This is a genomic window from Sphingobacterium litopenaei, assembly GCF_014692495.1.
GTDB lineage: Bacteria > Bacteroidota > Bacteroidia > Sphingobacteriales > Sphingobacteriaceae > Sphingobacterium > Sphingobacterium litopenaei.
On the sequence record NZ_JACOIJ010000030.1, the window covers coordinates 1 to 25,673 of the forward strand.

A 25,673-nucleotide genomic window follows, 5' to 3' on the forward strand; every position below is an offset into this window, starting at 1 on the left:
ACAATAAGGACAACTAATAAACAATCTTCCAGAAATCCCTAAAACAAAAATGACTGAGTAAGCTTAATACTATACTCAGTCATTTTTTTAAGTCTCTTAAAAAAATAGAAACTTTTTCAGTGTCCTCCTTTAGAGCATTGCTATTTTTTTGTATGTATGTAGAAATAATAAAAAGAAATGCGCAGTCAACGAAGATCTGCGCATTCAAAATATATATCAATTAGACTAAATTATAGAAATGTTATTAGATGATTTCATCATTTTGGACATCGTCCTCTAAAGGATCTTGTACTTCTTCATCTTCATCGAGGTCTAAATCATCAATATCGTCCTCTTCAATTTCATCTATATCTGGAACAGGTTCTTCCATTGGGATATCATTTAAATCTTCATCCCCTTGACGTTCCTCGTATTCCTCTGGATCAGGCATGTTTTGTTCTTCTCCGGCTGGGATGGTATCATCTGAAACACCAGTTTGATTGATTTGTTGTTCTTCACGGTCTCTCTCATTGTCGTCTTTATCGATTGTACCTGGATTGCTGTCAATGATAATGCATACGATAGGACCTTGTCCTGCAGCTGCCGATAGTCTTTGTGTTTCCATAATTTGTTTATGTTTTGTAAGGGTTGAACCAATAGTGTTGATGTTTGTTGGTTGAAATTATACGCGAAATTGAACTAAAAAATACCTGTAAAGTAGTTGATCAACAAGTATAAAAACTTAAAAACCAAAGTATTTCAACTAATACGGCATTCAAACGTTATTACTATACAAACTTTGAATTCCTATGAGCAGTAGAAAAATAGACGAGCGTATTTTATTCCAGTGTGGAGATTTTCTATCCCAAAATAATTTAAAATTGATCTGCGCGGAGAGCATGACTGCTGGCTTTTTGAGCAGTACTTGGGCATTGGAGGTTTCTAGTGGAAATTATCATTTGGGTTCTATTGTCTGTTATGACAATGAAATCAAAGAAAATCTATTAAATGTATCACCTCATCTTATAGAAGAACATACAGCTGAATCTGCAGAAGTTAACTTAGCAATGCTTTTAGGACTTATAAAACTTGTTCCTCAAGCTGATGTTCACGTAGCCATTACAGGATTAGCTTTTGAAAGTCCAAATCCTAAACAAACCCGACCCGTTGGTCGAGTTTATTATGCATTTAGTTATAACGGAATGCAGACCGTTATTGAAAGACAATTTAAAGGTAATGCAGGTCAGATTATTATTGCTACATGTAATAATATTTTCACCGATTTGTATGAGTGGCTGAAAAAAATCAATCAGAGTTATAAACATTAAATTATTAGATATGAAAACATTAAGTGTAGTATGCATCATCCTGTTATTATTAGCAATGGGGTGTGGACAGTCTAATTCGGATTCTAAAAACGTAGAAGAGAATTCTCCTGGACCAGTCACCGAACCCGATAGACAGCGGTATAATCTGAATCCAAACGATGAAGTAGTTTATGGATCCGTAGATAGTCTTAATCAAGATTCAATACGTAGGGATAGCCTGAAATAATAACCAGCCCGAACCAAGATTAATCTTTTATAAAATAACATAGATAAAGTAGTGAATGATTTAAAAATAAAAGTTATGAAAAAGATTAATGTATTACTGGTGCTGATTCTAGGAATAGTACTTATGGGTTTCAAGCAACAGGATCCTGCTGCTATTATTCAAAAAGTTTATCATGATAATTTGAAAGAAATTATGATGGCGACTTTTGCGAAAGATAAATTATCGACAGACGAACTAAAAAACTACGCGACTATATTGATCCAGGATCATGAAGCGATGGGAGATGAGCTTACTCAATTTGCGAATGAACTTTCGGTTGATTTATCAGGAATTAAAATTGATGAATCGAAAATGCCTTTAGATTCTTTGCAAGCTTTACCTGCTGGGCAAATTGATGCTTGGTTCAAAGCAAAGCAATAGAAAGTCACGAAAAAACAATTAGTTATTTCAATTCGGTAATAGCAGATGAATCTGTTGATAATGAAAAACTAAAAGGATGGATGAAAGCTAAGTTACCAAATCTTAATAGTCACTTAATGGCTGCTCAAGGATTGAAAATTCCAGAACAAGCACTTAATATTCAACAATAAAAAACAAAAATTATGGCAACAATACATGAAGATAAACCCAAAGGCAGAGAAATGTGGAAGAAGAAAAAGGAAGTTCTGACAAAGGATGGTCCTAAAGAAATCGATCGCGATATCAAATTGGACGGCGATGCGGAAGCAGGAGTTGATCCTCAGGTAGATCAGATAAATGATATGCCAAATGACCCAACGGACATGCCAAAGGAAAAGAAACAATAAAAAAGGGTGCTCAATGTTGAGCACCCTTAGTGTTAAATAGTTAGTTTGTCGCGTATTTAACCTTAAGTTTCTTTTGAAGAGTTTTTCTGATGATATGAATACGAGATTTTATTGTTCCTTCTGGAATACCATACATTTCAGATAGCTCTCTATATTTATAACCGTCAATATAATTATTAAACATCTCACCATGAGATACAGGAAGCTCGCTGATAATTTTAGAAATGTCCCCCAACATCATTCTTTTATCTGAGCTGTCTTCTGTGTATGGTTCTGATGATAAACTATGATTGTAGTAATATAAGCTAATATCCTCATAATTTTGTTGATAGCTGAGGCGCTTATATTGATTGATATAAATGTTACGCATGATTACGAATAACCATGATACTACTCGCGGATTATTAAAAAACTGATCCATGTACTTTAAGGCTCTAATAAAAGTTTCTTGTACTAAATCATTAATCGCTTCTTGATCTTTCGTGAAACGTTTTGCTAAACTTTTAAGTATACGTTGATACTCCATTAGTTGGTTGTTAAAGGCTTTGTCTTTCATAGATGTATGTTTTAGTTGTTGATAGGATAACGGCAAAAACAGTGCGTATATTTCTGTTTTATAATGAATTACGTATTTACTAGTTCAGAAATAGTATATATCCTATTTTAAAAAGGATTTATTGTAAAATAATACGTGGTGTAGCGTATTTATTACGTATTAAGACGGGGTGGAATGGGGTAAATACTTTTTTTAGAAGATTAAGACCTTTTATTGTTATTTGTAGCCAACATTCTACAAAAGCATCTGTTCAATTATTGTAAGTATTAAAACGAGGTGGATATGAGATTGTTAGTTTTATTAGGATGTATTTTTTGTCTAGGATGCTCTGGAGAGTCGAAGAAAAACATTAAGGAATCAATCGCACTAGAAGAGATTGTTTATCAACGTACGGAAGGGTTGATAATTCTAGATAAACTATTAACCTATTCTGATTATGAAAATGCAAATATGATTTGTGAAAAAATCAAAAACTTTTATTCATCCAGTCAACCCAATCTAGTCGGTCTCTGTAAGGATAAGGAGTTGCATTTACCTTTGGCTTCCTATGAAACAATAGATCAAGACATTGAAAGCTTTATTCAGGATAGCTCATCGCAATATGATTTATTGCTCGATCGATTATTAAGTAATTTAAATCAACAAAAGACATTTTATATGCAGATATTGGAAGATAGAGATTTAGCTGATCTTCATTATTATACGTTAGATTCTTATTTACAGGTAGTCTGTTTTATGGATGATATGAAATATTTATTACAGAAGACTTCTTATACAGCACGATGAAGATAGGCATTTTTAGAGCTTTATACTTAGGAGATATTTTATGTAGCATACCCGCAATCAGACATCTGAAATGTCATTATCCTGACAGCTGCATATATTATATAGGATTACCGCATTTACGAGATTTCGTTATGCGGTTCTCTTTTATTGATTTTTATATTGACTTTCCTGGTTGCGAAGGATTACCCGAACAAGAAGTTGTTGAATCAGAAGTTCAACGCTTTATACGTGAAGGAAAGGAAGAGGAATTTGATCTCCTAATTCAAATGCATGGGAATGGGACGATAGTAAATGATTTTTTAGGGCAACTGGAAGCTAAAAGATTAGTAGGTTTTTCTCCAGAAACTAATCTTGATCCTGTGGATTGGTTTCCATATCCGGAATCAGAACATGAGGTTCATCGTCATTTTCAACTCTTAAAACATATTGGTATACCTGCTGAGAATTTCAACGAACAATTAGAATATCCAATCTTTGTGGGGGAATGTCAAGACTTTGAAGCTTTAAAGGAAGTTTACGGCTTTTCGGAGTATGTTGTTTTTCATGTTGGTGCTAAAAGTGAATTACGTCGATGGCCTATTCAGAATTTTGCTCTTCTGGCGAAATATTTGAAAAAATATAACTTAAAAATTGTGTGTACTGGGACTACTGCCGAATATGCCCACGTAAAAGAATTTATAAATTTGATAGGGGAGAATTGCATCAATTTGGCAGGTCTGACGGGTTATGGATCATTAGGTTGTATAATCCGCGATGCTAAGTTGTTAGTGAGTAATTGTACGGGCGTTTCGCATATTGCTGCAGCTTTAAAAACTAAAAGTATAATAATTAGCTTAGATGGCGAACCCGAAAGATGGGGTCCTTTAAATATGGATTTGCATGTAACTTTCAATGGTCTGGAGCCACTTTCCATCGAATCAATTTTCAGAAGAATCGATAAATTTCTACAAGGAAGCTAAAAGCTTTTTAAACATTTTATAGATGTTTTGCGCATTTATGGATTCGGCAGCAGGACGATACTGTTCGTGCACATATTTTATAATTTCATTTTTGCTTCGTTGATTATCCTCAATGGAATAGGTATAACACAAACTATTTTCGGACCAAGGTGTATGCTGGGGATTGGTATCCGCGTATAATACCAAAATAGGTGTTTTGTAAGCACATGCGATATGTACCACACCTGTGTTTACTGAAACAATAGCTTTCGCGTGTTTGGTAAGAATCAATAATTCATCCAAAGTGGTTCTTCCTACCAAATCCAAAACTGGCAGATTTCCTAGTTTAATCTTCAATTCCTCAAAATATTTTGTGTAGTTTTTTCCGATCAAAATTAAAGGAATAGCAAGCTCTTGAAGGTAATCTATAATTTCCTTAGCTATTTCAAGGGGAATTTGACGTTTTTCTTCCGATACATCAAGATTGATAAGTAGATATTCTTTTGGGAGTTGTAAGGAATAAACTTTGTCTAAAGTTTGAGGAGGATTATACAGATAGGTATGATTGTGCTTTCTATATGGGAATCCCAAGTATTTTAAAAGTAACAGGTCTCTAGTGACTTGATGATGAACTACTTGTAGAGGTTCTGGGTCTGGAATCCAATGCGTCAATAAATGATAGGGATTTTCTCGGCAATAGGCTGCACGAATAGCTATGTTGGCCATATAACATAAAAGTGCTGCAGGCAATATATTTTGGCTATATACATTAAAGATGATACAGGCATCAAATTTCTTTTGTTTTAGAGTTTGAATAAATTCATCCAATTCTTTTGGATCGTCCTCGGATGATTGATTTTTCATCCAGGGACAATCAAAGATTATAGCATCATCAATAGTGCTTAGGTAAGGAATAATGGGCGATGCAACAGAGGATGTAAGTAAAGTGATTTTAGACTTTGGAAAATTTAGTCGTATCTGCATAAATGAAGGGTTGCTCATGATCACATCACCCATATTATCCAATCTAACCAGAAGAATATTTTTACAATTTGACCAATCGCTCATTAACCTATTTTTTTCAAATTAATTGTATTTCCTTGTACTCTATTAATAATTTTTGTGGTAGACTGATGGGGTACCAATGGAATAAAGACTTGTTTTATACCTAAGCTCATTAATGTTTTTTTCTCTGGAGTCACTGTACTTTGATAATCTTCCCCTTTGACGAAAACATGTGGCTTAATAGTTTTGATTAAAGAAATAGGCGTATCATCTTGGTCTCCGAATGGAACGATGTAATCTATGTAACTCAATGCTTTCAATACTTCCATACGATCCATCAAGGTGTTGACTGGACGGTCAGGTCCTTTGAGTCTGGCTATACTTTCATCGATGTTGATTCCGACAATGAGAATATCACCTTGCTCTTTAGCTTGCTTCAAAAATGTAGCATGACCTGAGTGAAAAATATCAAAACAACCTGTTGTCAACACCACAGTTTTATCTTGACCTTTAATTTTTACGAGTTCGGCAAGATTCTCAGAATTAATAATAACTTTTCCCGATTCTTGGATCAATGATGCTTTAAGTTCTTCCCAGGTACAATGTGCGGTAGCCTCTTTTTGTATACCTATGGAAGCAGCCTGACAAGCTATTTTTGCAGCGTTAATATCATCTATTTCCACGAGGTGATTTAATAATAAAGTAGATAAGAATATATCTCCAGCTCCAGATGAATTTTGTACTTCTACTTGACAGGTTTCAATATGGAATTGACTACCATTACGTCTAGACACATACACGCCATCTTTATCTAATGTTAAAGCAACAAGTTTAGCTTTTGAAATTTCCATTAATTTGTCCGTTAAATACGGAGCTTGTTTAATTCTATCGTTATGAGCTTTTTCATGGGTGAGTTCTAATGCTTCCTTATAATTGGGCTTGATAATACAAGGTTGTATATTTCTATACTGCAAGTAATTTTTACTGTCTATAACAATAGGTTTATAAACCATTGATTTCAGCTCTTCTAAAAGATCTATGACTTTATAATGAATGGCTCCTTTGTTGTAATCTGCAATATAGACAGCATCACATTTCAGATAGAGTTCTCTTAGATCTTTCAAAAATAAATCCATTTGATCGTTTTCTAAGGTTAAATGTTTTCCTTCGTCCAAACGATAGAGCAATTGACCATCTTTATGAATTCTAGTTTTGCATAAAGTTTGATCCTCCGCAGAGAAATGTAGATAGAGCGATTTTTGTGGGTTTGATTTAAATAGTTGAATCGCTTTTTTAGAATTATCATCCTGTCCAAGAACAGTTAGTAAAGAAACTTTTGATCCTAATTTTTCTAGATTGTATGCTACATTGGCTGCACCACCTAAACTGTAAGTGGTTTTAGTAATATCCAATACGGGAACACTGGCTTCGGGGGCAAGTCGTTCACATTGTGTATCCACATATGCATCCAAAATGAAATCTCCAATGACTAAAATGTGTTTATCTTTGAAATTATTCAGTTTATTTATAATATCTCGCTCCATGTTGATTGTTTAAGAGTTGAAAGAATTAGATCGTCGACATTTTTAAAATCTCGAATAGAAATTGTTGGCCTTTCAATAGCAGGTGTTTCTTTCGATAATTTAGCTACTTCTGTAGCATGACGGTCAATTAATATAGTTTGACAACCTGCACGATTGCCTGCTGCGATATCAGCGATAATATCACCAATCATCCAAGATTCTTTAAGGTTGATTTGGTGCTTTAGAGCCATATCCAATATCATTTTTGGTTGTGGCTTTCTGCACTGACAGGTTGGATTTAAATAATTGTCGGTATCATGCGGACAATATGCATAATCCAAAATTTCAATTCCTTTGTTTTTAAGTTGTTGAATGATGTGATTAAAAGCATTCTTTAATTCGCTTTCCGTAAAAAGACCTTTTTCTATTCCGGACTGGTTACTAATGATAATTATTTTATAACCTTCGTCTTGTAAATTTTGTAAAGGTTCAAATATATCTTCATAGAACAGAATTAAATCTGTGTTCACATTATAGGGAACATCATGTATGAGAGTCCCATCTTTATCTATAAATACACATTTGTTATTCATGATGCCATCAATTTTGAAGTGGAATCGTCCTCTGTTGTTTCCATAGGAAGAGGAAGTTCCATTTTGTTTTCTACTAACCAACACAATTGGTGTATAACATGTAAATGAACTTCTTGAATTCTTCCTGTATCATTTGAGGGTACCACAATATTGTAATCGGTATGGTTTATCGCTTCTCCACCATCTTTTCCTAAGAGTCCAACTGTTGTAATTCCTATATTGTTAGCTTCTTTTAAGGCGTTAACTATATTGGGAGATTCACCACTTGTACTTAAACATATCAGCATATCGCCTTCACGTCCTAATGCTTGAACTTGTCTTTTGAAAATATCATCGTAACTAAAATCATTCGCCCAAGCGGTAATAATCGTGGTATCACTGGTTAATGCCATCACCGCATAGCCCGGACGATGTGTGATTTGAAATCTGCCGACCAATTCAGCTACAAAATGTTGACTTTCAGCAGCACTACCACCGTTGCCACAAACCATAATTTTATTACCAGCTTGAAGCACTTCATACATTTTTTCACTGATAGATAATACTTTATCTGGAAGTTGTTTGGAAGCATTGATAAATACTTGAGAAGCCTGTTGGAAATAGCTTTTAAGGTCTTGTAATAAATCTAATGCCGAATCTTGAACCATGCAAGAATCGTATAATTGAGCGATTTGTTCACTTACTTTTTTCCAAGTAAAGCGCGCATTCACTCTTTCTATGCTTCTTGCAGACATGATTTGCAAAGTAGTAGGATCAGCAACGAGAGTAGTAATAGCTTCAGCTAATTTTTCGGGATCATTTGGCGGAATTAACATTCCAGTCTTATTGCGTTCGACAGTAAAAGAAATCCCACCTACATCAGAACCTATAACAGGAGTACCGCATGCCATACTTTCTAATGGAGTAATACCAAATGGTTCGTACCAAGGAGTTGTAATAAATGTTTCTGCCGCACTATAATAATACTTAAGTTCTGTTCTGCTTTTGTTGCCAACAAACAATACTTTTTCCTCGATTCCTACTTCACGACATAATGCATGCAATCTATTGATTTCGGTATCTTTGCCAATATCATCTAAATCACCTCCTACGATAATTAACTTATAATTATCCAAGTTTTCATGAATTAACCCAAAAGCTTTAATAACATTTTCTATACCTTTTCGAGGAACTATACGACCCAGTTGTAACAAGTATTTACTATTTGAATCTAATCCTGTTTTCTTTTTTGCAATTTCCTTATCCACTTGATAGAAATGTAAAGGATTGAAGCCACAAGGTATAATTTCTATTTTTTCTGGAGGGGTATGATAGAGATTCATTAAATCGCTCATGTCATTTGGGCATTCTGCGATAACTTTTTCTGCCGACCAGATAATTTGTTGTTCAATATTTGTTCTTTCCTTAGGAAATTTATCGGCATTTCCTTGATGGAGTTTACGGACAGCTCCTAAAGCATGGAAAGTTATAACAAAAGGTATATTCAATTCTTCTTTGATTTGAATAGCTACATAACCAGACAACCAGAAATGAGCATGCACTAAATCATAAAATATATTGTGGCTACGGATAAACGAAATCATATGTGCAGCAAAATCATCCATATAAGGAAAGAGCTCTTCTTTTGGCATAATTTCCTCAGGACCTGCTATAATATGAATCACTCGGATATTGGGTGACATATGTACTATTTCGGCGATATTTACGTCTTCTCGACGGGTATAAATATCTACCATGTATCCTTTTTTCTCTAAACCTAAAGCCAATTCAGCGACGTATACATTTTGTCCACCTGCATCTACACTTCCCAATGTCGCTAACGGAGACGCATGATCACTAATAAAGGCTATTTTCTTTCTTTTCATAACGAATAGATTTTTGTGTGAGTTTTTCAATGAATAAAGCTTTCCACTCGGAAACAAAACGGTCGATGCTGAACAAATTTTTAGCTTGTTCTCTGGTGCTGTGACTCATCCCAAGGGCTAATGTGGGTAATGCTAATAACAGTTTCATTTTATCGATTAAAACATCAATATCATTATCAATAAAGCCCGTAACTCCATTTCGAATGACCGAAGGTAATTCTGTGGTACTCATACCTAGTACGGGCATTCCTATCATCATGGCTTCGCAAGTGGAAAGTCCCAAACTCGTATAACGTATTGGGCTAAAATAAAAGCGGTACTGGCTAATATATTCCATCAAATTTGGATGTTTTATCTCTTGAGAACCTTCGGCTTCGGCGCCCATTCCAATTAAATCCAGAGGAACTTCTTCTCTTACTTTTTGAAAAATATCATATCCAAGCATGCGGCCTCTACTCGGCAAATTATTTATCACCACGATGCCCTTTTTAAGGTTTCCTTTGTACAAAGTGTTGCCGGTGTATACGCCATGACTGATAACGCGAACATCAGGAACTGTTATATGCCACATCAACTTGTTGTAATTCGTTACGTGCACTACGGTTACATCTTGCTCTACGACAGGATGGATAGCATCTGTTGGATGTTCCCAAGGTGGATCGTGTTCAATGTATATTTTAGGAAGAAGAAGTTGCTCTTCGCTCAATAGGTCATACTGGTCTGCAAAATAGTTCTCATCACACTGAAATAGGACAATATCAAAATCAATATTTCGAACCTCATTTGCTGGTATCTCGATTACATTGCTGCCATAAGGATATGTTTCTCCTCGACCAATATACCTTTCGCTACGATTAGCATTATAAGGCACATAGATTATGTAATCCCCTAAAGAAAGATAGTATAAATAAGAACCATGGATATTCCATGTGAGGATGCGCGGTTTATTAATGTTAAAGTTCTCCATGTTAGTAGTTGCTAATGTGAAATCAAGAAACTTCGAGTTCGCAAATAGAACAGTAGGTTGTAGGAGAAGTTGATGGATTTAATACGCTATTTGATTGTTTTATTACGCTTTCCCTCGGGAGTAATGATATTTATACCTGAGCTATTATAATTCTTTTGGAAAGTGAAAAAAATTGAACGATAAAATTAAGCGATTGTTCTCAAACCAAAGGTTATAATATGAATTGGAAACCTAAAGCGCAGCTAACAGAGCAAGAAACCAGCAAAAGTCTTCGCATGATTTTGTACGATGGTCTTACGTCCGAAGCGTTGGTTTGCTTAAGTAGTGGTGCGGTTTTGGTGGCTATTGCCTTATCATTAGGTGCTTCTAACTTTGAAATTGGCTTATTATCCGCCTTTCCGACCTTATGTAATGTGGCTCAAATCATTACTATTTTAGTCCTTCGCAAATTTCCTTATCGTAAGCTTTTTACCTTGTTAGCCGTGTTCTTATCTCGTTTACCTTTAATAGCGGTTGGTTTAGTGATGTGGTTTGGAGAAAGTCGAACGGTTTCTTTATTACTGCTTGCTATTTTCGTGCACTATTTTTTTGGTTCTATGGGAGGAGCAGGTTGGAATTCCTGGGTCAAAGATATTGTGCCAGAAAAAGGCTTAGGGACTTATTTTGGCAAGCGAAGCCGATACATGCAAATAGTAAATATCTGTCTAAGTTTACTTGTAGCCTTTTTAATTGATTATGTGCAAGATAATTTTCCTGATAAATTGCAATTACTGTATGCGATATATCTGGCTCTGGCTGGTTTCATAGGCGTTATGGGAACACTTATATTATCCCAAGCTTTTGAGACAAAAGTTATGATGAGCCAAGAGAACATTTTTCATCTTTTGTCTCAACCTTTGAAAAATTTAAATTTTAGACGTTTGTTGTGGTTTAATGGATTCTGGTCTTTTTCAATTAATCTAGCTACGCCATTTTTCACGGTATTCATGCTGCAGATTTTAGGGCTTTCTATGGTTTTCGTAATTATACTTTCGGTGATTACACAGTTGTTCTCTGTGTTAACTATACGTTATTGGGGAAATTTATCGGATAGGTACAGCAACAAAAGTATAATTTTTCTATCCGCTCCGATTTATATTGCCTGTTTGCTTGGATGGATTTTCGTGGGCATTTATAGTAAGAATTTTCTTAATATGGGATTGTTGGTCTTGTTGCATATCGTGACAGGTATCTCAACATCAGGTATTAATCTAGCCTTAACAAATATAGGATTGAAGTTGGCACCTAAACAAGATGCTGTTATCTATATTTCTGTAAAAAATATTATCACTTCCATATTTAGTGCTTTGGCACCGATAATAGGAGGGATGATGGCGGATATTTTCTTAAATCGAGATTTAAGAATTACGTTCGAATGGTTGTCGCCAGATTTTTATAAAGAAATCAAACTCATTTATCTTCACGATTGGAATTTCCTTTTCTTAATAGCGTCAGGACTTTCTTTGTTTTCGTTACGTTTTCTAGCTATTGTAGAAGAAAATGGCGAAGTTTCTCATTATCTGGTTCGCAAAGTTTTGAAAACTAGATTTCGTCAGCGGATGAAGGATAATATTATTATTGGCAACATTGGACATGTACATGACCAGATTAAAGCTATCGTAAAACGTAATGAAAACTTATCAGATCCGCCTATTCCGTAGCCGTGGCATCCATCATTACCTGGGGTAATCCTTTTTCTAATGGAAAATGCATGATTACTGTTGTCCCTTTGCCTTCTTCCGATTGAATTTCAATTTCTCCATCCAATCTTTCTATTATTCTTTTAACCAAAGACAATCCGATTCCACTGCCATTATAATTATCAACATTCTTCGCACGCGTAAACATCTCAAAAATATGTGTTAAATCTTGTGCTGGAATGCCTATTCCATTATCCGAAATTTTATATTGTATCCACTTATCCATGATGACACTTTCAATGTGAATTTTAGGAGATGCGCTATATTGAGAATATTTGATAGCGTTGCTTATGACATTGGTGAAAATTTGGTAAGCGGCACTTTTTTCTCCCCAAATTGGTAATAAATTGCCATAAGTTATTTCACAGTTTACATCTTGATAAGCCAGTTTGGACTCTTCAGCAATTTTGCGTACCAAAAATTGAAGAGGTATAGAATCTTTTGCAATCTTTTTGACTTTGTCATGTGAGACCGTTATGATATTATCAATGATATCTTGGATATTCTGAAGTCCTAAAGAAATAGTGCTGAACCACTTTTCTTTTTGTCTATCATCAATATTACCATTTTTGCTCTTCAAAAAGTCAATCCCCATTTTTAATACGGACAAAGGATTTTTGAGGTCATGAGAAAGACTATACGTGAACATTTCTAATTCATTGTTCAGTTCGGCAAGGTTTTTTGCTAAATCTTTATTCTCCAATAATTTTTGCTTGATGGAGTGATTCAAGGTATTTTGCAAACCTGTAAGAAGATTTAATTCTGCATCGTTCCAAGGTAAAGCTGAATCATATATTTTTTTCTCTATAGACTGTATACCATAGGGAAGAGAATCATTATACTCTAATTGAGTTTCAACAATTACAGTTTGGTTTCTAAACCAAATGATATAATGATCACTTTTTAAATCTATATTGTAGGCTAGTATACCTGCAAAAGGTAATTCTGTACTAAAGTTTTGTTTTTGGTTTCTCTTAAAGTTGTGGTCTTTAAAAATGGTTCTTTTTTCATTCGCTTTTAAATACGCTACTATCTCTAAAAATAGATCCGTAGAAGGCGTATGTCCTTTGAAATAAACTTCACCTTCATTATAGATAGCCAATCCATCAGCTTTGAGCATATTTTGCAAGCTATCCATACTTTCTACCAAAGCACAATTGATAGTTTTGTGACGTGCTAATCTGTCCAGTAATATATTTTGAAAATTCTGCACTTGCAGATTGATATCCAAAAGACCTTGTTTGATAAAGGTTTCGTATTTGCTCATTGCATTTTGTACAATGAATGTACAAATCTTTCTTTGCTGCAGATCAACATGCGTTTTTTGCATATTATGCGCTATTACTAATCCCCAAAATTTACCCTGTAAGAATAGAGGGAAAGACAATGAAGACTTAACATGTATAAAATTAAAATATTTTAATTTTATTTCTGGTGGGCAAACAGTCTGCGTAAAATTGATATCAATGTTATCTTCTATAGAGTGGAATTCTTCAAAATCAGCTTCCATATTAGGAATATAGCGATAAGGAGAATCTTGATGATGTTGGATTACTTCTTCAGGCATGTATTCCTTTGCAAATTGTTTGTGCTTAAAATCTTCTACATTTCCATTGTTATATTCGGCGATCACATTACAATTACCCGTATCTTGCACTTGCAATACGAATACACGGTCAAAATGTATAATATTGTTTAGTGCCTTGCATACCAAATCCCATTGTGTACTGTATTTATTTTCAAATAAAAAACCAATATCATTCAGCTCAGAAGAACTGATGTGTTTTCTATATTGTTGTTCAGCCTCAATGTATATAAATGAGTTGACTTTGGTAATTTTTAAATAGTATGATTTCTGCAGAATCTTAACTGTGATGAGTGATCTTGGTGGATTTTCTTTCACGAAATTTTCCAATATTTTGATCACTTTTTTGAAGTCGCTTTGCGTTTTTAAAAGCTTTGGAAAGACCTCAAGAGCAGAGCTTTGTAACAGATTTTCAGCCTTCAATGCAACACGATCCAATATACTACTGGATATTCCAACTATTTTTAAGTTGAGATCCAATACTATTAAATGGCCAAATTTCTGAATGTTCGTCGTTTCCAAAATGGTAGATTAGGTGATGTTCTTTTTATAAAGATATTATATTTCAATAACTAAATAAAATATTCTTATTTATTTAACTGAAGAGTATTTTCTAAGGTAAAAAATATTAACCAGGTGTCATTTGTAGTTGTGAAATATCTATAGAAGAAAATATATTGCCATTTTAGGGTTTATAAAGGTTTAAATTGTTTTTCTTGAATTTATTTTGTTTCATTCTTAAGGTTTTGTCTGGGAAATTTTCAGTATTTATACGTCTTAAATTTTCGTTTTTACCATTATTCTTGAATATATTTAATATATAAGTTAATATAAATTTTATAAATTACTGATAATTAGTTGGTTTTTTGTGTTTATCCAAACTTAATAAAATTTACAGTTGTATTTTTTTTCTAATTTTTTTATAGAAATATATGTGGATTTAAAAACAATTGGCTGAATTTTTGTATAATAGTGAATATCTATGAAAAACAAGCCTATTTATTATTTATGATTAAAGTAATTTTGGTTGAAGATCATTTGGTAGTAAGGAATGGTATTAAATTATTATTGGACGCTTCAGGTGAGATTGAAATAATTAATGAATCAAAAGACGGAAGCGAACTTTTAGATTATCTTGCCAAGGGCTTACAACCAGATATTGTAATTACAGACATTAATATGCCATTAATGGATGGTTTGGAAGTTACATCGTATCTGGCAGAACATTATCCTACTATTAAAGTCGTCTTATTATCCATGCTCAATACAGCAGATCAAGTCATTGAGGCTTTTCAAAGAGGAGCGAAAGGGTATTTAGTAAAGAATGTAGGATATGACGAGTTAATCTTTGCCATAAAATATATTTCCAATGGAGGTAAATATATTTGTCAGGAACTCTCCTTAAATATGTTAGATCTTCTTTCGTCAAATTCGAACCAATTACCATTTAAGAAAACAGAAGCCTTAAACCTTGAGCTGTCTGAAAGAGAAGGCGAGGTTCTTCAGTTAATAAGTGAAGGCTACACCAATATGGAAATAGCAGATAAGCTTTTCTTAAGTAAGCGAACAGTTGAAGGTCATAGACAAAGCCTCATCAATAAAGTACAAGTGAAAAATTCAGCGGAGCTCATTAAATTCGCGGTACAGCACAATCTCGTTACATAGCAATTCATCGGTCATCAAATAAAAATCGCCATCTCATATAATATGTAGATGGCGATTCAGTTTTGAGTAATAAAAACTCAGCTTTATCTAATCGTGTCCTTCAGTTTTTACGATTTTGTTGTAAATACCAAATAACAAGAATGGTGCTACCCATTGACCTATAAATAATGCATCCTTATCTCTACATAGACATTTTAATGTCGCAGAAGCGACCATTGCGGTCACAGCAACTGCTAGATAAGTAGTAGAAGGTAATTTTGCTGTCTTTTCTTCGATTTCTTTGGTCATTTGACCTTCGTTAGGAGTTGTAAGTGCCATAATATTTTCGTTTTAATTGTTAAATAAATAATAATCTCACTCTTCTAACATACAGTCTTACATTGTGTTCAAATAAAATTTATAAAGGGTATTAATGCGTGATATGATAGGTGTAATACTTAGCACAATCCGATTAATGCTTAAATTATTTTTTACTCAACCATTTGATTGAGAGCTTGTTCATTGTTATGAAAATTATGTAAAACTAAAAAAGACTACACTATGAAAAATTCATTATTAATACTAGGATCTTTCGCTTTCTTAAGCTTTATGGTAGCTTGTGGAAACAATAACAATAGTAATGAAGAAAGAGGACATGCTTTTGACTCGAGTGATGTAATGTACGACGATGGTCAAAGCATTTATGATACTACAGGTAGAGATTCAATAGGTATGGATACCTTATCCACAGATTCGTTGATTCCGCCAACTCCAATGAATTAAGATATTTAATTTTCATATATCTCTTACGGTGTTTGATGAGAATATGTTTAGGTTGAGTGATTAAGTAGGAAGTCTGTCCGTTTGGGCAGACTTCTCTTTTTTTCACCTTCTACGTCTAAGTACCTACTCCTCTAATTTTAAACACTTGTATTTCAAATAATAACAACTATGACTTAGGGCATATGTTAGAAAGTAGAAAAGCAAACAAAACAATTCACACTAAAATTAATTGCTTCTGTTCTACCATGTAAAAAATCTAATTCATCCTATCGTCGATGATCAACCAGCCCCATCAGCAGCAAACGCCTTACAAGAAGGGCTTGGTGGTCAATTTGGGGAAATGCGTACCATGATGCAGTTCCTATTCCAAAGTTTTAATTTCCGCGGAAATGGAATTCCTTATTTAGATCTAATTCAGGGAGTGGGCTTAGAAGAAATTAGCCATGTGGAGCTAATTACAAAAACTATTTCCAAACTATTATGCGGTGCTCCGGGATACGACGGAGGAAAATTTGATACGTCAGGCGCAGGAGGCGTACCTACAATGGATATGGCTAAAGAACAGCAGAATCCACATCATTTTATTATGGGTGCGCAAGCAGCTTTACCTGTAGATGCAGCGGGAAACCCATGGAGTGGTTCTTATGTGCACAATCATGATAATCTTGTGTTAGACTTGATGGATAATTTGGTACTTGAAGCAACGGGACGTTTGCAGAAATCTCGTATCTATCAAATGTCCAGTAAAAACGTTACGGTCTACCATTTCGTTTTTGATAGTCCGAGATGAAGCACACCAGATGGCTTTTGCTAAGGCTTTAGAAACGTTAGGTGTAAATTGGGCGAAAGTGTTACCGGTGCCAAAATTTGATGCAACACAATTTCCAGAAGTAAGAAAACTAATGGAACAAGGCGTACACCGTGAACAATATACTTTCCGTTTGGATGGTTCGATGATGGATCAAATATTCCAAGGTCCTTCAACAAGCAATGATGGAACGGAGTTAGTGACGTTGGCAGAGCCAAAAGAGTCTTATCCTTGCCCTATAGCTCCAGAAAGACCAGAAGAGTTTGCACCAGGACTAGATCCTGAAATGCAAGCATTAGCTGATGCCTTTATGGAATTCAAAGAGAAAACCCTGGAGGATATGGAAGATAAGGCTGGTCCTAATCCTCGAAATCCGGAAGAATAAAAATACTGTGATTTTTTATAACCCCTAGCTCAAGTGGTTAATACCTCCAAGCCCCATACATAGCTATATGTTTGGGGCTCATTTTTTATTGCTGTTTTGCTAAACCATCTATTAAGGCTTTCCACTGTGGATAGGAAGCCCCTAATTTAGCTCCTAAGCCGACTAAGAAATTTCGCACATTATCCAGCATATTTTCAGTTTCGGTATTGATTACTTCATTTCGCCCAGCGTATTGCAAGGTTACCATTTCGCCTTCTTGTTTAATGACTATATTTGAAGAAGTGTATTTCTTGAAAAAATGGGATGCTGTGTCTTTATCTAGTGTCATGGGATCTGGACAAGGTTGTAAGGATATAAATGTTTTCCTTTTATTCTGGTGATCATATTGATCTAGTGACGTTACTTTTACCCAGTCATAGCCTTCGGCTGAAGGTACCCCGGGACCTGGAATATCGATTCGGATAAAATCATTTTTGCGGACCCGACGCATTTGGATTTCATTTTTTTCATTTACGATAATAAACTCAGCAGAAACTCCAATCGCCGTCTGTTTCCAATTGTTTACATCTAATAGTTTTTGGACGATTTCTCTATATCTATTGTACGCCTTAGTTTCGTCGGATAAAATAAGTTCTCTTGAATAATCTAATGATTTACCAACTACTTGTTCTGGAATCTTGCTCATAATATTGAAAATTTAATCTTTGTTAATCATTTTAAAAGCTAACATTCTGTTGTTATAGATGGTTGATAGATAATTATTTAAAGCGTAAAAACCGTTGTTTCGTATTAATACGGTTTGTTTATACATTTAGTACGGCTTTTATGTTAAAATGCAAACTGAGTTTGCTTTCATATGGTTCACATCCTAAACAAGAAACAAAAATTCTGCCTATGAAAGCTATGAACTACAGAGGGCCATTTCGAGTTCGCGTCGACGAAAAACCAATGCCCGAAATTTTACATCCCCGAGATGCTATCGTACAGGTGACACGAGCTTGTATATGTGGATCTGACTTACATCTCTATCACGGTATGGTACCTGATACGAGAGTTGGAAGTACATTTGGTCATGAGTTCATCGGAATCGTTCGAGAGCTTGGAAGTGGCGTTACTAATTTAAAAGTAGGTGACAGGGTTCTTGTACCTTTTAATATTGCCTGTGGCGAATGTATATTTTGTGTGCAGGGTTTGTACGCTAATTGCCATGAATCCAATACTATGTCTACAGCAGCAGGAGGGATTTTTGGATATTCCCATCTAGCTGGAGGATATGATGGCGGACAAGCAGAATATGTGCGTGTACCGTATGCGGATGTAGGTCCTACAGTCATACCAGAAGGGATGGACGAAGAAGATGCTTTATTATTAACTGACGTACTTCCAACTGGTTATCAAGCTGCGGAAATGGGCGGAATCCAAAAAGGCGATACAGTTGTAGTATTTGGTGCAGGTCCGGTTGGGATAATGGCTGCAAAATGTGCCTGGCTTTTTGGTGCTGAACGCGTTATAGTTATCGACCATTTAGAATATCGTTTGGATTTTGTTAAAAACTATGCAAACTGTGAGGTTTATAATTTCAAATCCATTGAAGATCCTGTTTTATTTATCAAGCATATAACCAATTGGCTAGGTGCTGATGTGTGTATTGACGCAGTAGGGTCGGATGCCTGTGGTAATGCGCTGCAGACAATCACCGGTAAGAAATTATTACTACAAGCAGGAGCTGCCACTGCCTTACATTGGGCAATCAATTCGGTGAAAAAAGGAGGTATAGTTTCTGTGGTAGGGGTATACGGTCCAACGGATAATCTTATTCCTATAGGTAATGTACTTAATAAAGGTATTACGATACGTGCAAATCAAACTTCGGTGAAACGTCTTTTACCAAAATTGATGCAGCATGTTCAAGACGGAATTTTGAGTCCTAAAGATATTATTACACATCGATTTGCTTTAGAAGAGATACCTGATGCATACCGCATTTTCTCTTCCAAATTGGATGAGTGTATCAAACCAGTAATTGTTTTATAATTCTAAAAATTTAAGACTATGAATCTAAGAACTAAAGATATTTATGTAAGCGAGGGGTGGGGTATCGATGAAAATAAAGAGAACGACCCAACCTATCCGATGCGAAATAGAGAATACACTAAAGTGCCTTCTCGTCCAGAGCAACAGATCGCTCGTGTAGAAATTTTGCAATCCAACGAAAGACCACATTATACGGCTGTTTTCGGCGAAACGGTTCCGCCTTCTGGAATAAGTGGTCAGCTAAGACGATACGCATTTCAACATAGTGAGTCGCGCTATAGACATTGGCTCCCGTTGCTGTTAGCAGATAGAATTAATGTAGTAGAAGAATTAGTTAATGATATCAAAAAAGGGAATATTCCAAATCTTTTCGTAGAAATGGGAGGACGTGCCTTATGGAAACATGATAAGCGTACACTATTAATGAAAACCGCACGTTATACTTTGTGTACTGTTGCTGCATTTTGGCTTATAGGAAGAGTATTCAAGAAGTAATAACCTCAAATAGTTTAACTCATGTATTTAGATGCTGTAGGAAAAACCAAGATTATTAAAAGCAGTAAAAGCAAAGGTGAGCTTACTTTCAAAGAAGTCGTGCATAAAGAGTGTGAGGATAGTGAGGAAGTAATACTACATTTAAAGGCTTTGCAGAAATCTTATGGGGAAAACCCAGCATATGAACTATTGCATGGATTAAAAGATCGGATGTCAATATGTTTTAAAGATAAATTGACTGACGAAGAAATTTGCTTTTATGCTTCTTATTAAACAGATTAAAATCTCCCTTAATCAATATAAAAATGAAAAGCTTTAGACAATTGTCTAGAGCTTTTCTATTTATAAGGATTGTTAAGTAGTAATTTTTGATTAATAGATCTCGTAATGTTGGTAAATGTACGCCAGCCAATAACTTATGGTGCTTTCTGCACCTTGATTTTGATTAATTGTATTCTTATCTAACCCATCTTTGCAGCCCTTTGTGAATGGATCGAAAAGCTCTGCTTGCAATCTATTAGTGCCATGAAACCAACTGAAACAGCATTTGGCTTTGTAATGGAATTTGGGCGCGTTATTGATTTCTGCTAGCTTTTGATACATCAAAATTAGCGAAGGTATTTCAATAGCTTGTTCACCGGCGCTGGCTTTTTCGCCATTCTTTTTAAGCCAGCCTGCATTTCCTATTAACTCTACCGTGTTTTCTTTAAAGATAATTTCATCCAAAAAGGTAGCACTGTCAATGGCGTAAGTCAAGTATTTTTCTTCGAATAAAATATCTTTAGTAAGCATTAAGCTATATGGAATGATGGCGTTATCATAGCTGATAACTTCCTCGTACCATTGCCATCCATCGCTTGAAGCTTTTTCGTATTCATTGCTGATAAAATCTGCCAATAAATAAATTTCTTTGATCAAATCTTTTTGATACTTTTTGGATTTGAGCATGTAAACTAAACCACACAACGCATAAGCATTTGCTCGAATAGAGCGCAACTCGCTGATATGCGGATAAGCTCGATCTACTATTTCCTTTAATAATTGCTGAATATGTGGTCTATTATCATTATACATCAAACTTCCTAACGACCATATTGTTCGTCCAAACGCATCTTCTGTGCCGTAATCATCTAAGAATCTATGATCAAATGAAAGAAAGTTGCCGAACATGCCATTCTCACGTTGCATATAATGAATGTAAGCGAGATAGGTGTCAATTAATGCATCACAAGAATGAGGTTGTATTTTATTGGCTAATCCTGCTAGCATTAAAGCCCTGGAATTGTCATCAATACAATACCCATGATTGTAATCTGGAGTAGCAAATTTAGCATGCTGCACAATTCCAACGGTGTCTGTCAGTCGGCGTATATGTGCTAAATCTAGCTCACTTTGAAATCTTTTTATAGAGGTTCTCGATTCCTCCTTCAATCCATACTTAGAGGTTAAAATCATAATTGCATGAATTTAAGCACGTTTATAAAATTTGGTGTTGGTGTTGTATATAGCGTGTATCAATTGAACATGGCTGCGTCCTACATTAGGCCATTGCATTTTTTCACCATGTATTCTTGCATTGTTTCTGTATTTCTCTAATAATTTCGAATCTTCCAAAAGATTATTTATTACTTCGGCTAATTGTTTTGAATCACAAAAGTCAAACAATAATCCTCTTTCTTCAGCTAACAAATCTTTTGCATACAAGTAAGGAGTAGAGATTACTGCCGCACCTGCTCCTAAAGCAAAGGTAAGCGTGCCACTGCTGATTTGGTTCTCATTAGGATAAGGAGTTACATACATATCACAAGCCGTAAGATAATCTTTCAGCAATTCTTCCGTAGCAAATTCATTTACAAACTCTACTTTATCCGATATACCTAATTTCTTACATTTATCAATTAGCGAATTTCGATACGCTTCACCTTCTTCTTTCAATACATTAGGATGGGTGATACCTAAAATAATATATTTAAAATTAGGATCTCTTACCTCTTTAACTGCTTCGATAGCTGTTTCAAATCCTTTTCCTCTTCCCAAAAATCCAAAACTCAATAATACCTTCTTGTTTTTAAGATTTAATTTCTTCTTAGCTTTTTCGAATTCGTAATCAAAAACTGGTACACCATGTGGAATCATTTTGATTTTGCTGGAAGGAATTTGATAAATAGAATGCAGCATATTTACAGCCCAATTGGTCATCACAGTGACCATATTACTAATCTGTCCCAATTCTTGTAGCACTTCTTTTTCTTTGATTGAAGGTTTTGGTAGAATAGTATGTAGATTAGAAATAATTGGGATATGTAATAGTTTGCATAAAGTTAGAATATACTCACCACACTCACCGCCAAAGATTCCGTACTCGTGTTGAATGATACACACATCGTAAGTATTTATAAAGTGAGCGGCTTTTACATAACTCTTTAACTCTTGTTTTTCGATGGTGTAGGCTACTTCTTCGGGAAAATTACAGTCTTCATTATTTGAAATAGCTACAATATGTATAATATCATTAGATGCTAATCGCAAACTTTTGTATAAGTCCTGCGCAAATGTAGCAATGCCACATTTTTGAGGCGGATAAGTGGATAGAATAGCTACTTTCATAGTATATTGATCTTTATTTGCTAGTGTGTAAATGTATATTTAAAGAACAGTTAGAAACCAAAATTGTTCTAAACTGTTTTTTGCGTTTAATTTAAATAATCTGTTGCAGTGGTTTAACTTTGATTTCACAAAGGTTTACACGTTTTGGTTGATTCAAAGCATAAATAACAATATCCGCTATATCTTCAGCTTTTAGCATTTCATACTCAGCTTGTTTTTCGCGTTCTTCGTCAGGAGTCGTGGATTGCATATCTGAACCTACCAATCCAGGTTCTATAAGCGTAACGCGAATATTGCTTGGATTAAGTTCTTTGCGCAAAGCCTCTGAAAATCCTCTAATACCAGATTTTGTTGCGACATAACCAGAACTTTCCGCATCTCTGGTAGATGCACTCATAGACCCAATTTGGATGATTTCGCCTTCGATATTATTGGCTTTCATGGTCTCTCCAATATGTCCGGCTAACCACATGTATGAAAGTAAATTGGTATTTACTAAATACTGTAAATCTTGTATAGACTTGCCTTCAACAGAATCATAACCTATTGCTGCATTATTCACTAATACATGAAAAGAACCGTATTCAGCATCCCATTTTGTAATTTGTTGCTCAAAAGCTACTAAATCCGTCACATCTGTCAATGCAAAGTGAAATCTATGCGATAGACCTCTTACCGCAATATCTTGCTTTAAGTCTTCTAATTTTTCTTCGCTTCTACCAATCAAAAATACATTGTAGTCATTTTGCGCTAATTCTAAAGCTATAGCTCTTCCAATTCCTGCTGTTCCTCCTGTAAGTAATACGTTTTTTCTGCTCATAATTATCGTTTTGAAATAAATTTAATATTATCAGATCCCTTTATTTGGTATTGTTTCTTTTCTTCCAGCTTCTGATTGTTAATCTCTACTGTAATGTTCTTTTCTTTTAGCCAGAGAAGTCCTTCTTGGTCTGTAGTTCCCAGAATTTTAATTTCTTTTGCACGATTCTGAATAAAAGGAAGAGAAGAAATCATGTAATTATCTTCTGAGAGGTGAACAACATGATGTATACAAAGGTTGAAGAAAACTGAGGAACCATAAACTTCTTGCCCAACCTGTCCCAATGCTTCCCAGCCATCACCTAAATCTTCTATCGGAATCCACAATTTGGGATTGACATAACCGGTCTTCGCTTCATCAGCGAAGACTTCATCAGGTAAGGTTGGAGGAAAATACGATGTAAACCGCAGTAAAGCATATTGAATAAATTCGTTGAGGAAGAACACTAAGTCCAGATTAAGACTTATTTGATTTTGGTCTATGAGCTTTATGATTCGATGAAAAATAGCAACTGTCTCATGTTCTTCAAAAGCAGCAATATAGGGTGCTTTTTTGAGCGGAAGTAACGAAAAAAAGCTTTCTCTTTCTTTGGCATTGCCATATTTCATGTCCCATATCGCACAATTACGAATAATATTTCCCAGGAAAATCTCAGCAGACTGCAGGTATTGTTCATTTTGGGTAAGGGTATAGAGTTCTAATAAGGCCTCAGCGGAATAAGCTGTGTTATTAGACTGATAGATGCTTTCTAAATTAATATCTTTTAAAGGTTTGGCGGCACGCTTTGCTTCGGTCAAGTAAACTTCTTTTTTGAAAAGTTTATAGCTCTTAAGCATAATGAGGATATATAATCCCGCCGTGTCGATTTCTCCGTATTCATTTGGAATACCTTCTTCTTTGAGAATTTCCAAAGTATATAGGTTGAAAAATATAGGCCATTCGTATTCGAAATGTTTAGCTGCTTTTTGAATATATCTTAAAGATCTTTCGAACTGATTTTGTAACTCTTCATTCTTAAATCCTAACTCAAAAAGTGAAGCCAATTGCAATAGCGGATATAAAAGGTACCAGCTGTCCATGATAAAAGAACGTTTTTGTTCCTCATCAAAGTTTAGGAGGTAAGAATCTGCCGGCAACCAACGGTGAATGATATCTAATTGCTCATCGAAGAAGTGGGGGAGATTTTGTGTAAGATCTCTGATAATCTTGAAGGTGTGGTCATTGCCAAAATTTTTTTGGTATTCAAATAATGGTCGTAAAATAGCCAATTGAACCATGCTTTCGGGCGGATTCCCATAACTATTAAGGTAAGCATTTAAATAAGCAGCATCTTCCACCTGTTTCCAGCAACCTTTATGTTCCCATAAATCATGGGTAACTTTACTCGAAAGATCTACAATATCAGTAATGCTTTTTCTAGGTTTTTGCAAATTAGGGTACGCGCTTTTAAGAAATTGTAAATACACTGAAGAAGCTTTTAATGGGCTTTTGTCCTTTTCGTTGGAATACCCTAAGAAAGAATTATAAACAATATATTCTCCTCCCTGTTGTAAGGTGCTTTTAGTTTTTCCCAACTTAAACCCCACCTGTGGCCATTCTACTTTTACGGTATCCATGAAAGATACTTCGCTGTGTTCAGCCATCTTTTGTAGTGCGCCAAGATCTTGCAAATAGAATAAGTAGCCTCTGCTTCTGTTGCCAAAATCAGTAAAACAATGACCTGTTCGGCCTTCTATTTGATGCACATTTATCGTTGGTTCATCAGGCTTACTGTAATCCTCCTTACCAATTACAATTTCTCGATCCGGCTTTTTAAAACGATGTTCTTTGCTTACTTTAAGTGTAATTTGGGTGTTTAGTAGAAACAAATTGCTGCTGTTTTCGATAATGGTAATAGAAATAGTTAGGCTACCGACAGCAGTTCGAAGATCAAACTCATATTGGTTTGGTTTTTTCTTATTAACCTTAATCTTGTCAACATCTGCATCATCAATTTGGTGCAAAGGATATAGGCGATGCAGTATAAAATGTTGATTTTCGGTTTGGATGAATAATACTATTTCTCCATTTAACCATTTTATGGAAAAATTTTGCTCTTCATTAGGAAAATCAATAACAGTCTTATAATTCTGTTTCTTCAATTGATCAATTAATTGGATGATATCAGTTGATAAATGGCTGTGCATAAATTAAGTTGCTAA

29 protein-coding genes are annotated in these 25,673 nt (G+C 34.9%); 15 read left to right on the top strand and 14 right to left on the bottom strand.

The window, feature by feature from the left end:
• Positions 1–244 precede the first annotated feature (244 nt).
• Entirely contained in the window at positions 245–604 is a 360-nt protein-coding gene (locus H8B04_RS13290) for a hypothetical protein (RefSeq protein WP_190302652.1), read from the bottom strand.
• Positions 605–788: 184 nt separating this feature from the next.
• Between H8B04_RS13290 and H8B04_RS13295 the strand changes: the two genes are divergently transcribed.
• The 5 genes from H8B04_RS13295 to H8B04_RS13315 all read left to right on the top strand — a co-directional run bounded on the left by H8B04_RS13295 (position 789) and on the right by H8B04_RS13315 (position 2,339).
• On the top strand, positions 789–1,307 hold the full coding sequence (locus H8B04_RS13295) for a CinA family protein (RefSeq protein ID WP_190302653.1): 519 nt from the start codon (positions 789–791) through the stop codon (positions 1,305–1,307).
• A gap of 10 nt (positions 1,308–1,317) precedes the next feature.
• Positions 1,318–1,533 (top strand): hypothetical protein, encoded by a 216-nt coding sequence (locus H8B04_RS13300; protein ID WP_190302654.1) that lies wholly within the window; start codon positions 1,318–1,320, stop codon positions 1,531–1,533.
• Between the two features lie 75 nt (positions 1,534–1,608).
• Positions 1,609–1,953, top strand: a complete 345-nt coding sequence (locus tag H8B04_RS13305) for a DUF4142 domain-containing protein (RefSeq protein WP_190302655.1) — start codon at positions 1,609–1,611, stop codon at positions 1,951–1,953.
• The gene (locus H8B04_RS13310) at positions 1,932–2,123 is read left to right on the top strand and encodes a hypothetical protein (protein ID WP_190302656.1); all 192 of its coding nucleotides are present in this window, start codon (positions 1,932–1,934) and stop codon (positions 2,121–2,123) included. Before H8B04_RS13305 ends, H8B04_RS13310 begins: the two co-directional genes overlap by 22 nt.
• A 12-nt stretch (positions 2,124–2,135) precedes the next feature.
• Positions 2,136–2,339 (top strand): hypothetical protein, encoded by a 204-nt coding sequence (locus H8B04_RS13315; RefSeq protein WP_165292400.1) that lies wholly within the window; start codon positions 2,136–2,138, stop codon positions 2,337–2,339.
• Positions 2,340–2,379: 40 nt separating this feature from the next.
• Here H8B04_RS13315 and H8B04_RS13320 read toward each other — a convergent pair whose 3' ends face one another.
• Entirely contained in the window at positions 2,380–2,895 is a 516-nt protein-coding gene (locus tag H8B04_RS13320; RefSeq protein ID WP_165292399.1) for an RNA polymerase sigma factor, read from the bottom strand.
• Positions 2,896–3,177: 282 nt separating this feature from the next.
• On the opposite strand from H8B04_RS13320, the gene H8B04_RS13325 reads away from it, so the two are divergent.
• Both H8B04_RS13325 and H8B04_RS13330 read left to right on the top strand, forming a co-directional pair.
• Entirely contained in the window at positions 3,178–3,681 is a 504-nt protein-coding gene (locus tag H8B04_RS13325) for a hypothetical protein (protein ID WP_190302657.1), read from the top strand.
• A gap of 131 nt (positions 3,682–3,812) precedes the next feature.
• Positions 3,813–4,640: a glycosyltransferase family 9 protein gene (locus H8B04_RS13330; RefSeq protein ID WP_190302658.1), complete on the top strand. Its 828-nt coding sequence runs from the start codon at positions 3,813–3,815 to the stop codon at positions 4,638–4,640.
• On the opposite strand, the gene H8B04_RS13335 is transcribed toward H8B04_RS13330, so the two are convergent.
• Genes H8B04_RS13335 through H8B04_RS13355 form a run of 5 tightly spaced genes read right to left on the bottom strand, consistent with a single transcriptional unit; the run spans position 4,626 to position 10,572 of the window.
• Positions 4,626–5,687, bottom strand: a complete 1,062-nt coding sequence (locus H8B04_RS13335) for a glycosyltransferase family 9 protein (protein ID WP_190302659.1) — start codon at positions 5,685–5,687, stop codon at positions 4,626–4,628. The two genes, H8B04_RS13330 and H8B04_RS13335, sit on opposite strands and share 15 nt — an antisense overlap.
• Positions 5,687–7,168, bottom strand: a complete 1,482-nt coding sequence (locus H8B04_RS13340) for a PfkB family carbohydrate kinase (RefSeq protein ID WP_190302660.1) — start codon at positions 7,166–7,168, stop codon at positions 5,687–5,689. The genes H8B04_RS13335 and H8B04_RS13340 overlap by 1 nt, the downstream gene beginning before the upstream one ends.
• Positions 7,150–7,740, bottom strand: a complete 591-nt coding sequence (locus H8B04_RS13345) for a D-glycero-alpha-D-manno-heptose-1,7-bisphosphate 7-phosphatase (RefSeq protein WP_190302661.1) — start codon at positions 7,738–7,740, stop codon at positions 7,150–7,152. Before H8B04_RS13345 ends, H8B04_RS13340 begins: the two co-directional genes overlap by 19 nt.
• Positions 7,737–9,605: a glycosyltransferase gene (locus H8B04_RS13350; RefSeq protein ID WP_190302662.1), complete on the bottom strand. Its 1,869-nt coding sequence runs from the start codon at positions 9,603–9,605 to the stop codon at positions 7,737–7,739. Before H8B04_RS13350 ends, H8B04_RS13345 begins: the two co-directional genes overlap by 4 nt.
• Positions 9,577–10,572 (bottom strand): glycosyltransferase, encoded by a 996-nt coding sequence (locus H8B04_RS13355; protein WP_190302663.1) that lies wholly within the window; start codon positions 10,570–10,572, stop codon positions 9,577–9,579. Before H8B04_RS13355 ends, H8B04_RS13350 begins: the two co-directional genes overlap by 29 nt.
• Before the next feature lie 218 nt (positions 10,573–10,790).
• Here H8B04_RS13355 and H8B04_RS13360 point away from each other — a divergent pair, with 218 nt between their 5' ends.
• The gene (locus tag H8B04_RS13360) at positions 10,791–12,272 is read left to right on the top strand and encodes an MFS transporter (RefSeq protein WP_190302664.1); all 1,482 of its coding nucleotides are present in this window, start codon (positions 10,791–10,793) and stop codon (positions 12,270–12,272) included.
• On the opposite strand, the gene H8B04_RS13365 is transcribed toward H8B04_RS13360, so the two are convergent.
• Positions 12,262–14,418 (bottom strand): ATP-binding protein, encoded by a 2,157-nt coding sequence (locus H8B04_RS13365; RefSeq protein ID WP_190302665.1) that lies wholly within the window; start codon positions 14,416–14,418, stop codon positions 12,262–12,264. The two genes, H8B04_RS13360 and H8B04_RS13365, sit on opposite strands and share 11 nt — an antisense overlap.
• Positions 14,419–14,904: 486 nt before the next feature.
• Here H8B04_RS13365 and H8B04_RS13370 point away from each other — a divergent pair, with 486 nt between their 5' ends.
• Positions 14,905–15,561 carry a response regulator transcription factor gene (locus tag H8B04_RS13370; protein ID WP_165292389.1) on the top strand — a complete coding sequence of 219 codons (657 nt, stop codon included), beginning with the start codon at positions 14,905–14,907 and terminating at the stop codon, positions 15,559–15,561.
• An 87-nt stretch (positions 15,562–15,648) separates the two neighbouring features.
• Here H8B04_RS13370 and H8B04_RS13375 read toward each other — a convergent pair whose 3' ends face one another.
• Positions 15,649–15,879: a hypothetical protein gene (locus tag H8B04_RS13375; protein WP_165292388.1), complete on the bottom strand. Its 231-nt coding sequence runs from the start codon at positions 15,877–15,879 to the stop codon at positions 15,649–15,651.
• A gap of 222 nt (positions 15,880–16,101) precedes the next feature.
• Between H8B04_RS13375 and H8B04_RS13380 the strand changes: the two genes are divergently transcribed.
• The 3 genes from H8B04_RS13380 to H8B04_RS17290 all read left to right on the top strand — a co-directional run bounded on the left by H8B04_RS13380 (position 16,102) and on the right by H8B04_RS17290 (position 17,516).
• Positions 16,102–16,323: a hypothetical protein gene (locus H8B04_RS13380; protein ID WP_165292387.1), complete on the top strand. Its 222-nt coding sequence runs from the start codon at positions 16,102–16,104 to the stop codon at positions 16,321–16,323.
• Between the two features lie 229 nt (positions 16,324–16,552).
• Positions 16,553–17,113, top strand: coding sequence for a manganese catalase family protein (locus H8B04_RS17285; protein ID WP_262891418.1), 561 nt, complete (start codon positions 16,553–16,555; stop codon positions 17,111–17,113).
• Between the two features lie 10 nt (positions 17,114–17,123).
• Positions 17,124–17,516, top strand: a complete 393-nt coding sequence (locus H8B04_RS17290) for a hypothetical protein (RefSeq protein ID WP_262891419.1) — start codon at positions 17,124–17,126, stop codon at positions 17,514–17,516.
• Between the two features lie 85 nt (positions 17,517–17,601).
• Here the strand turns inward: H8B04_RS17290 and H8B04_RS13390 are convergent, their stop codons facing one another.
• Positions 17,602–18,201: a hypothetical protein gene (locus tag H8B04_RS13390; protein WP_190302666.1), complete on the bottom strand. Its 600-nt coding sequence runs from the start codon at positions 18,199–18,201 to the stop codon at positions 17,602–17,604.
• A 218-nt stretch (positions 18,202–18,419) separates the two neighbouring features.
• Here H8B04_RS13390 and H8B04_RS13395 point away from each other — a divergent pair, with 218 nt between their 5' ends.
• From H8B04_RS13395 to H8B04_RS13405, 3 genes are read left to right on the top strand one after another with little or no spacing between them, the layout of a single operon-like run.
• Positions 18,420–19,550: a zinc-dependent alcohol dehydrogenase gene (locus H8B04_RS13395; protein ID WP_223815432.1), complete on the top strand. Its 1,131-nt coding sequence runs from the start codon at positions 18,420–18,422 to the stop codon at positions 19,548–19,550.
• Between the two features lie 18 nt (positions 19,551–19,568).
• Positions 19,569–20,045 (top strand): hypothetical protein, encoded by a 477-nt coding sequence (locus H8B04_RS13400; RefSeq protein WP_190302668.1) that lies wholly within the window; start codon positions 19,569–19,571, stop codon positions 20,043–20,045.
• Positions 20,046–20,066: 21 nt separating this feature from the next.
• Positions 20,067–20,318 carry a hypothetical protein gene (locus H8B04_RS13405; RefSeq protein ID WP_190302669.1) on the top strand — a complete coding sequence of 84 codons (252 nt, stop codon included), beginning with the start codon at positions 20,067–20,069 and terminating at the stop codon, positions 20,316–20,318.
• Positions 20,319–20,417: 99 nt separating this feature from the next.
• On the opposite strand, the gene H8B04_RS13410 is transcribed toward H8B04_RS13405, so the two are convergent.
• The 4 genes from H8B04_RS13410 to H8B04_RS13425 form a co-directional block, all read right to left on the bottom strand.
• Positions 20,418–21,500, bottom strand: coding sequence for a hypothetical protein (locus H8B04_RS13410; RefSeq protein ID WP_190302670.1), 1,083 nt, complete (start codon positions 21,498–21,500; stop codon positions 20,418–20,420).
• 12 nt (positions 21,501–21,512) lie between these two features.
• Positions 21,513–22,652 carry a glycosyltransferase gene (locus tag H8B04_RS13415; protein WP_190302671.1) on the bottom strand — a complete coding sequence of 380 codons (1,140 nt, stop codon included), beginning with the start codon at positions 22,650–22,652 and terminating at the stop codon, positions 21,513–21,515.
• A 91-nt stretch (positions 22,653–22,743) separates the two neighbouring features.
• Positions 22,744–23,472, bottom strand: coding sequence for an SDR family oxidoreductase (locus H8B04_RS13420; RefSeq protein WP_190302672.1), 729 nt, complete (start codon positions 23,470–23,472; stop codon positions 22,744–22,746).
• A gap of 2 nt (positions 23,473–23,474) precedes the next feature.
• Positions 23,475–25,658 (bottom strand): hypothetical protein, encoded by a 2,184-nt coding sequence (locus tag H8B04_RS13425; RefSeq protein ID WP_190302673.1) that lies wholly within the window; start codon positions 25,656–25,658, stop codon positions 23,475–23,477.
• Positions 25,659–25,673 lie beyond the last annotated feature (15 nt).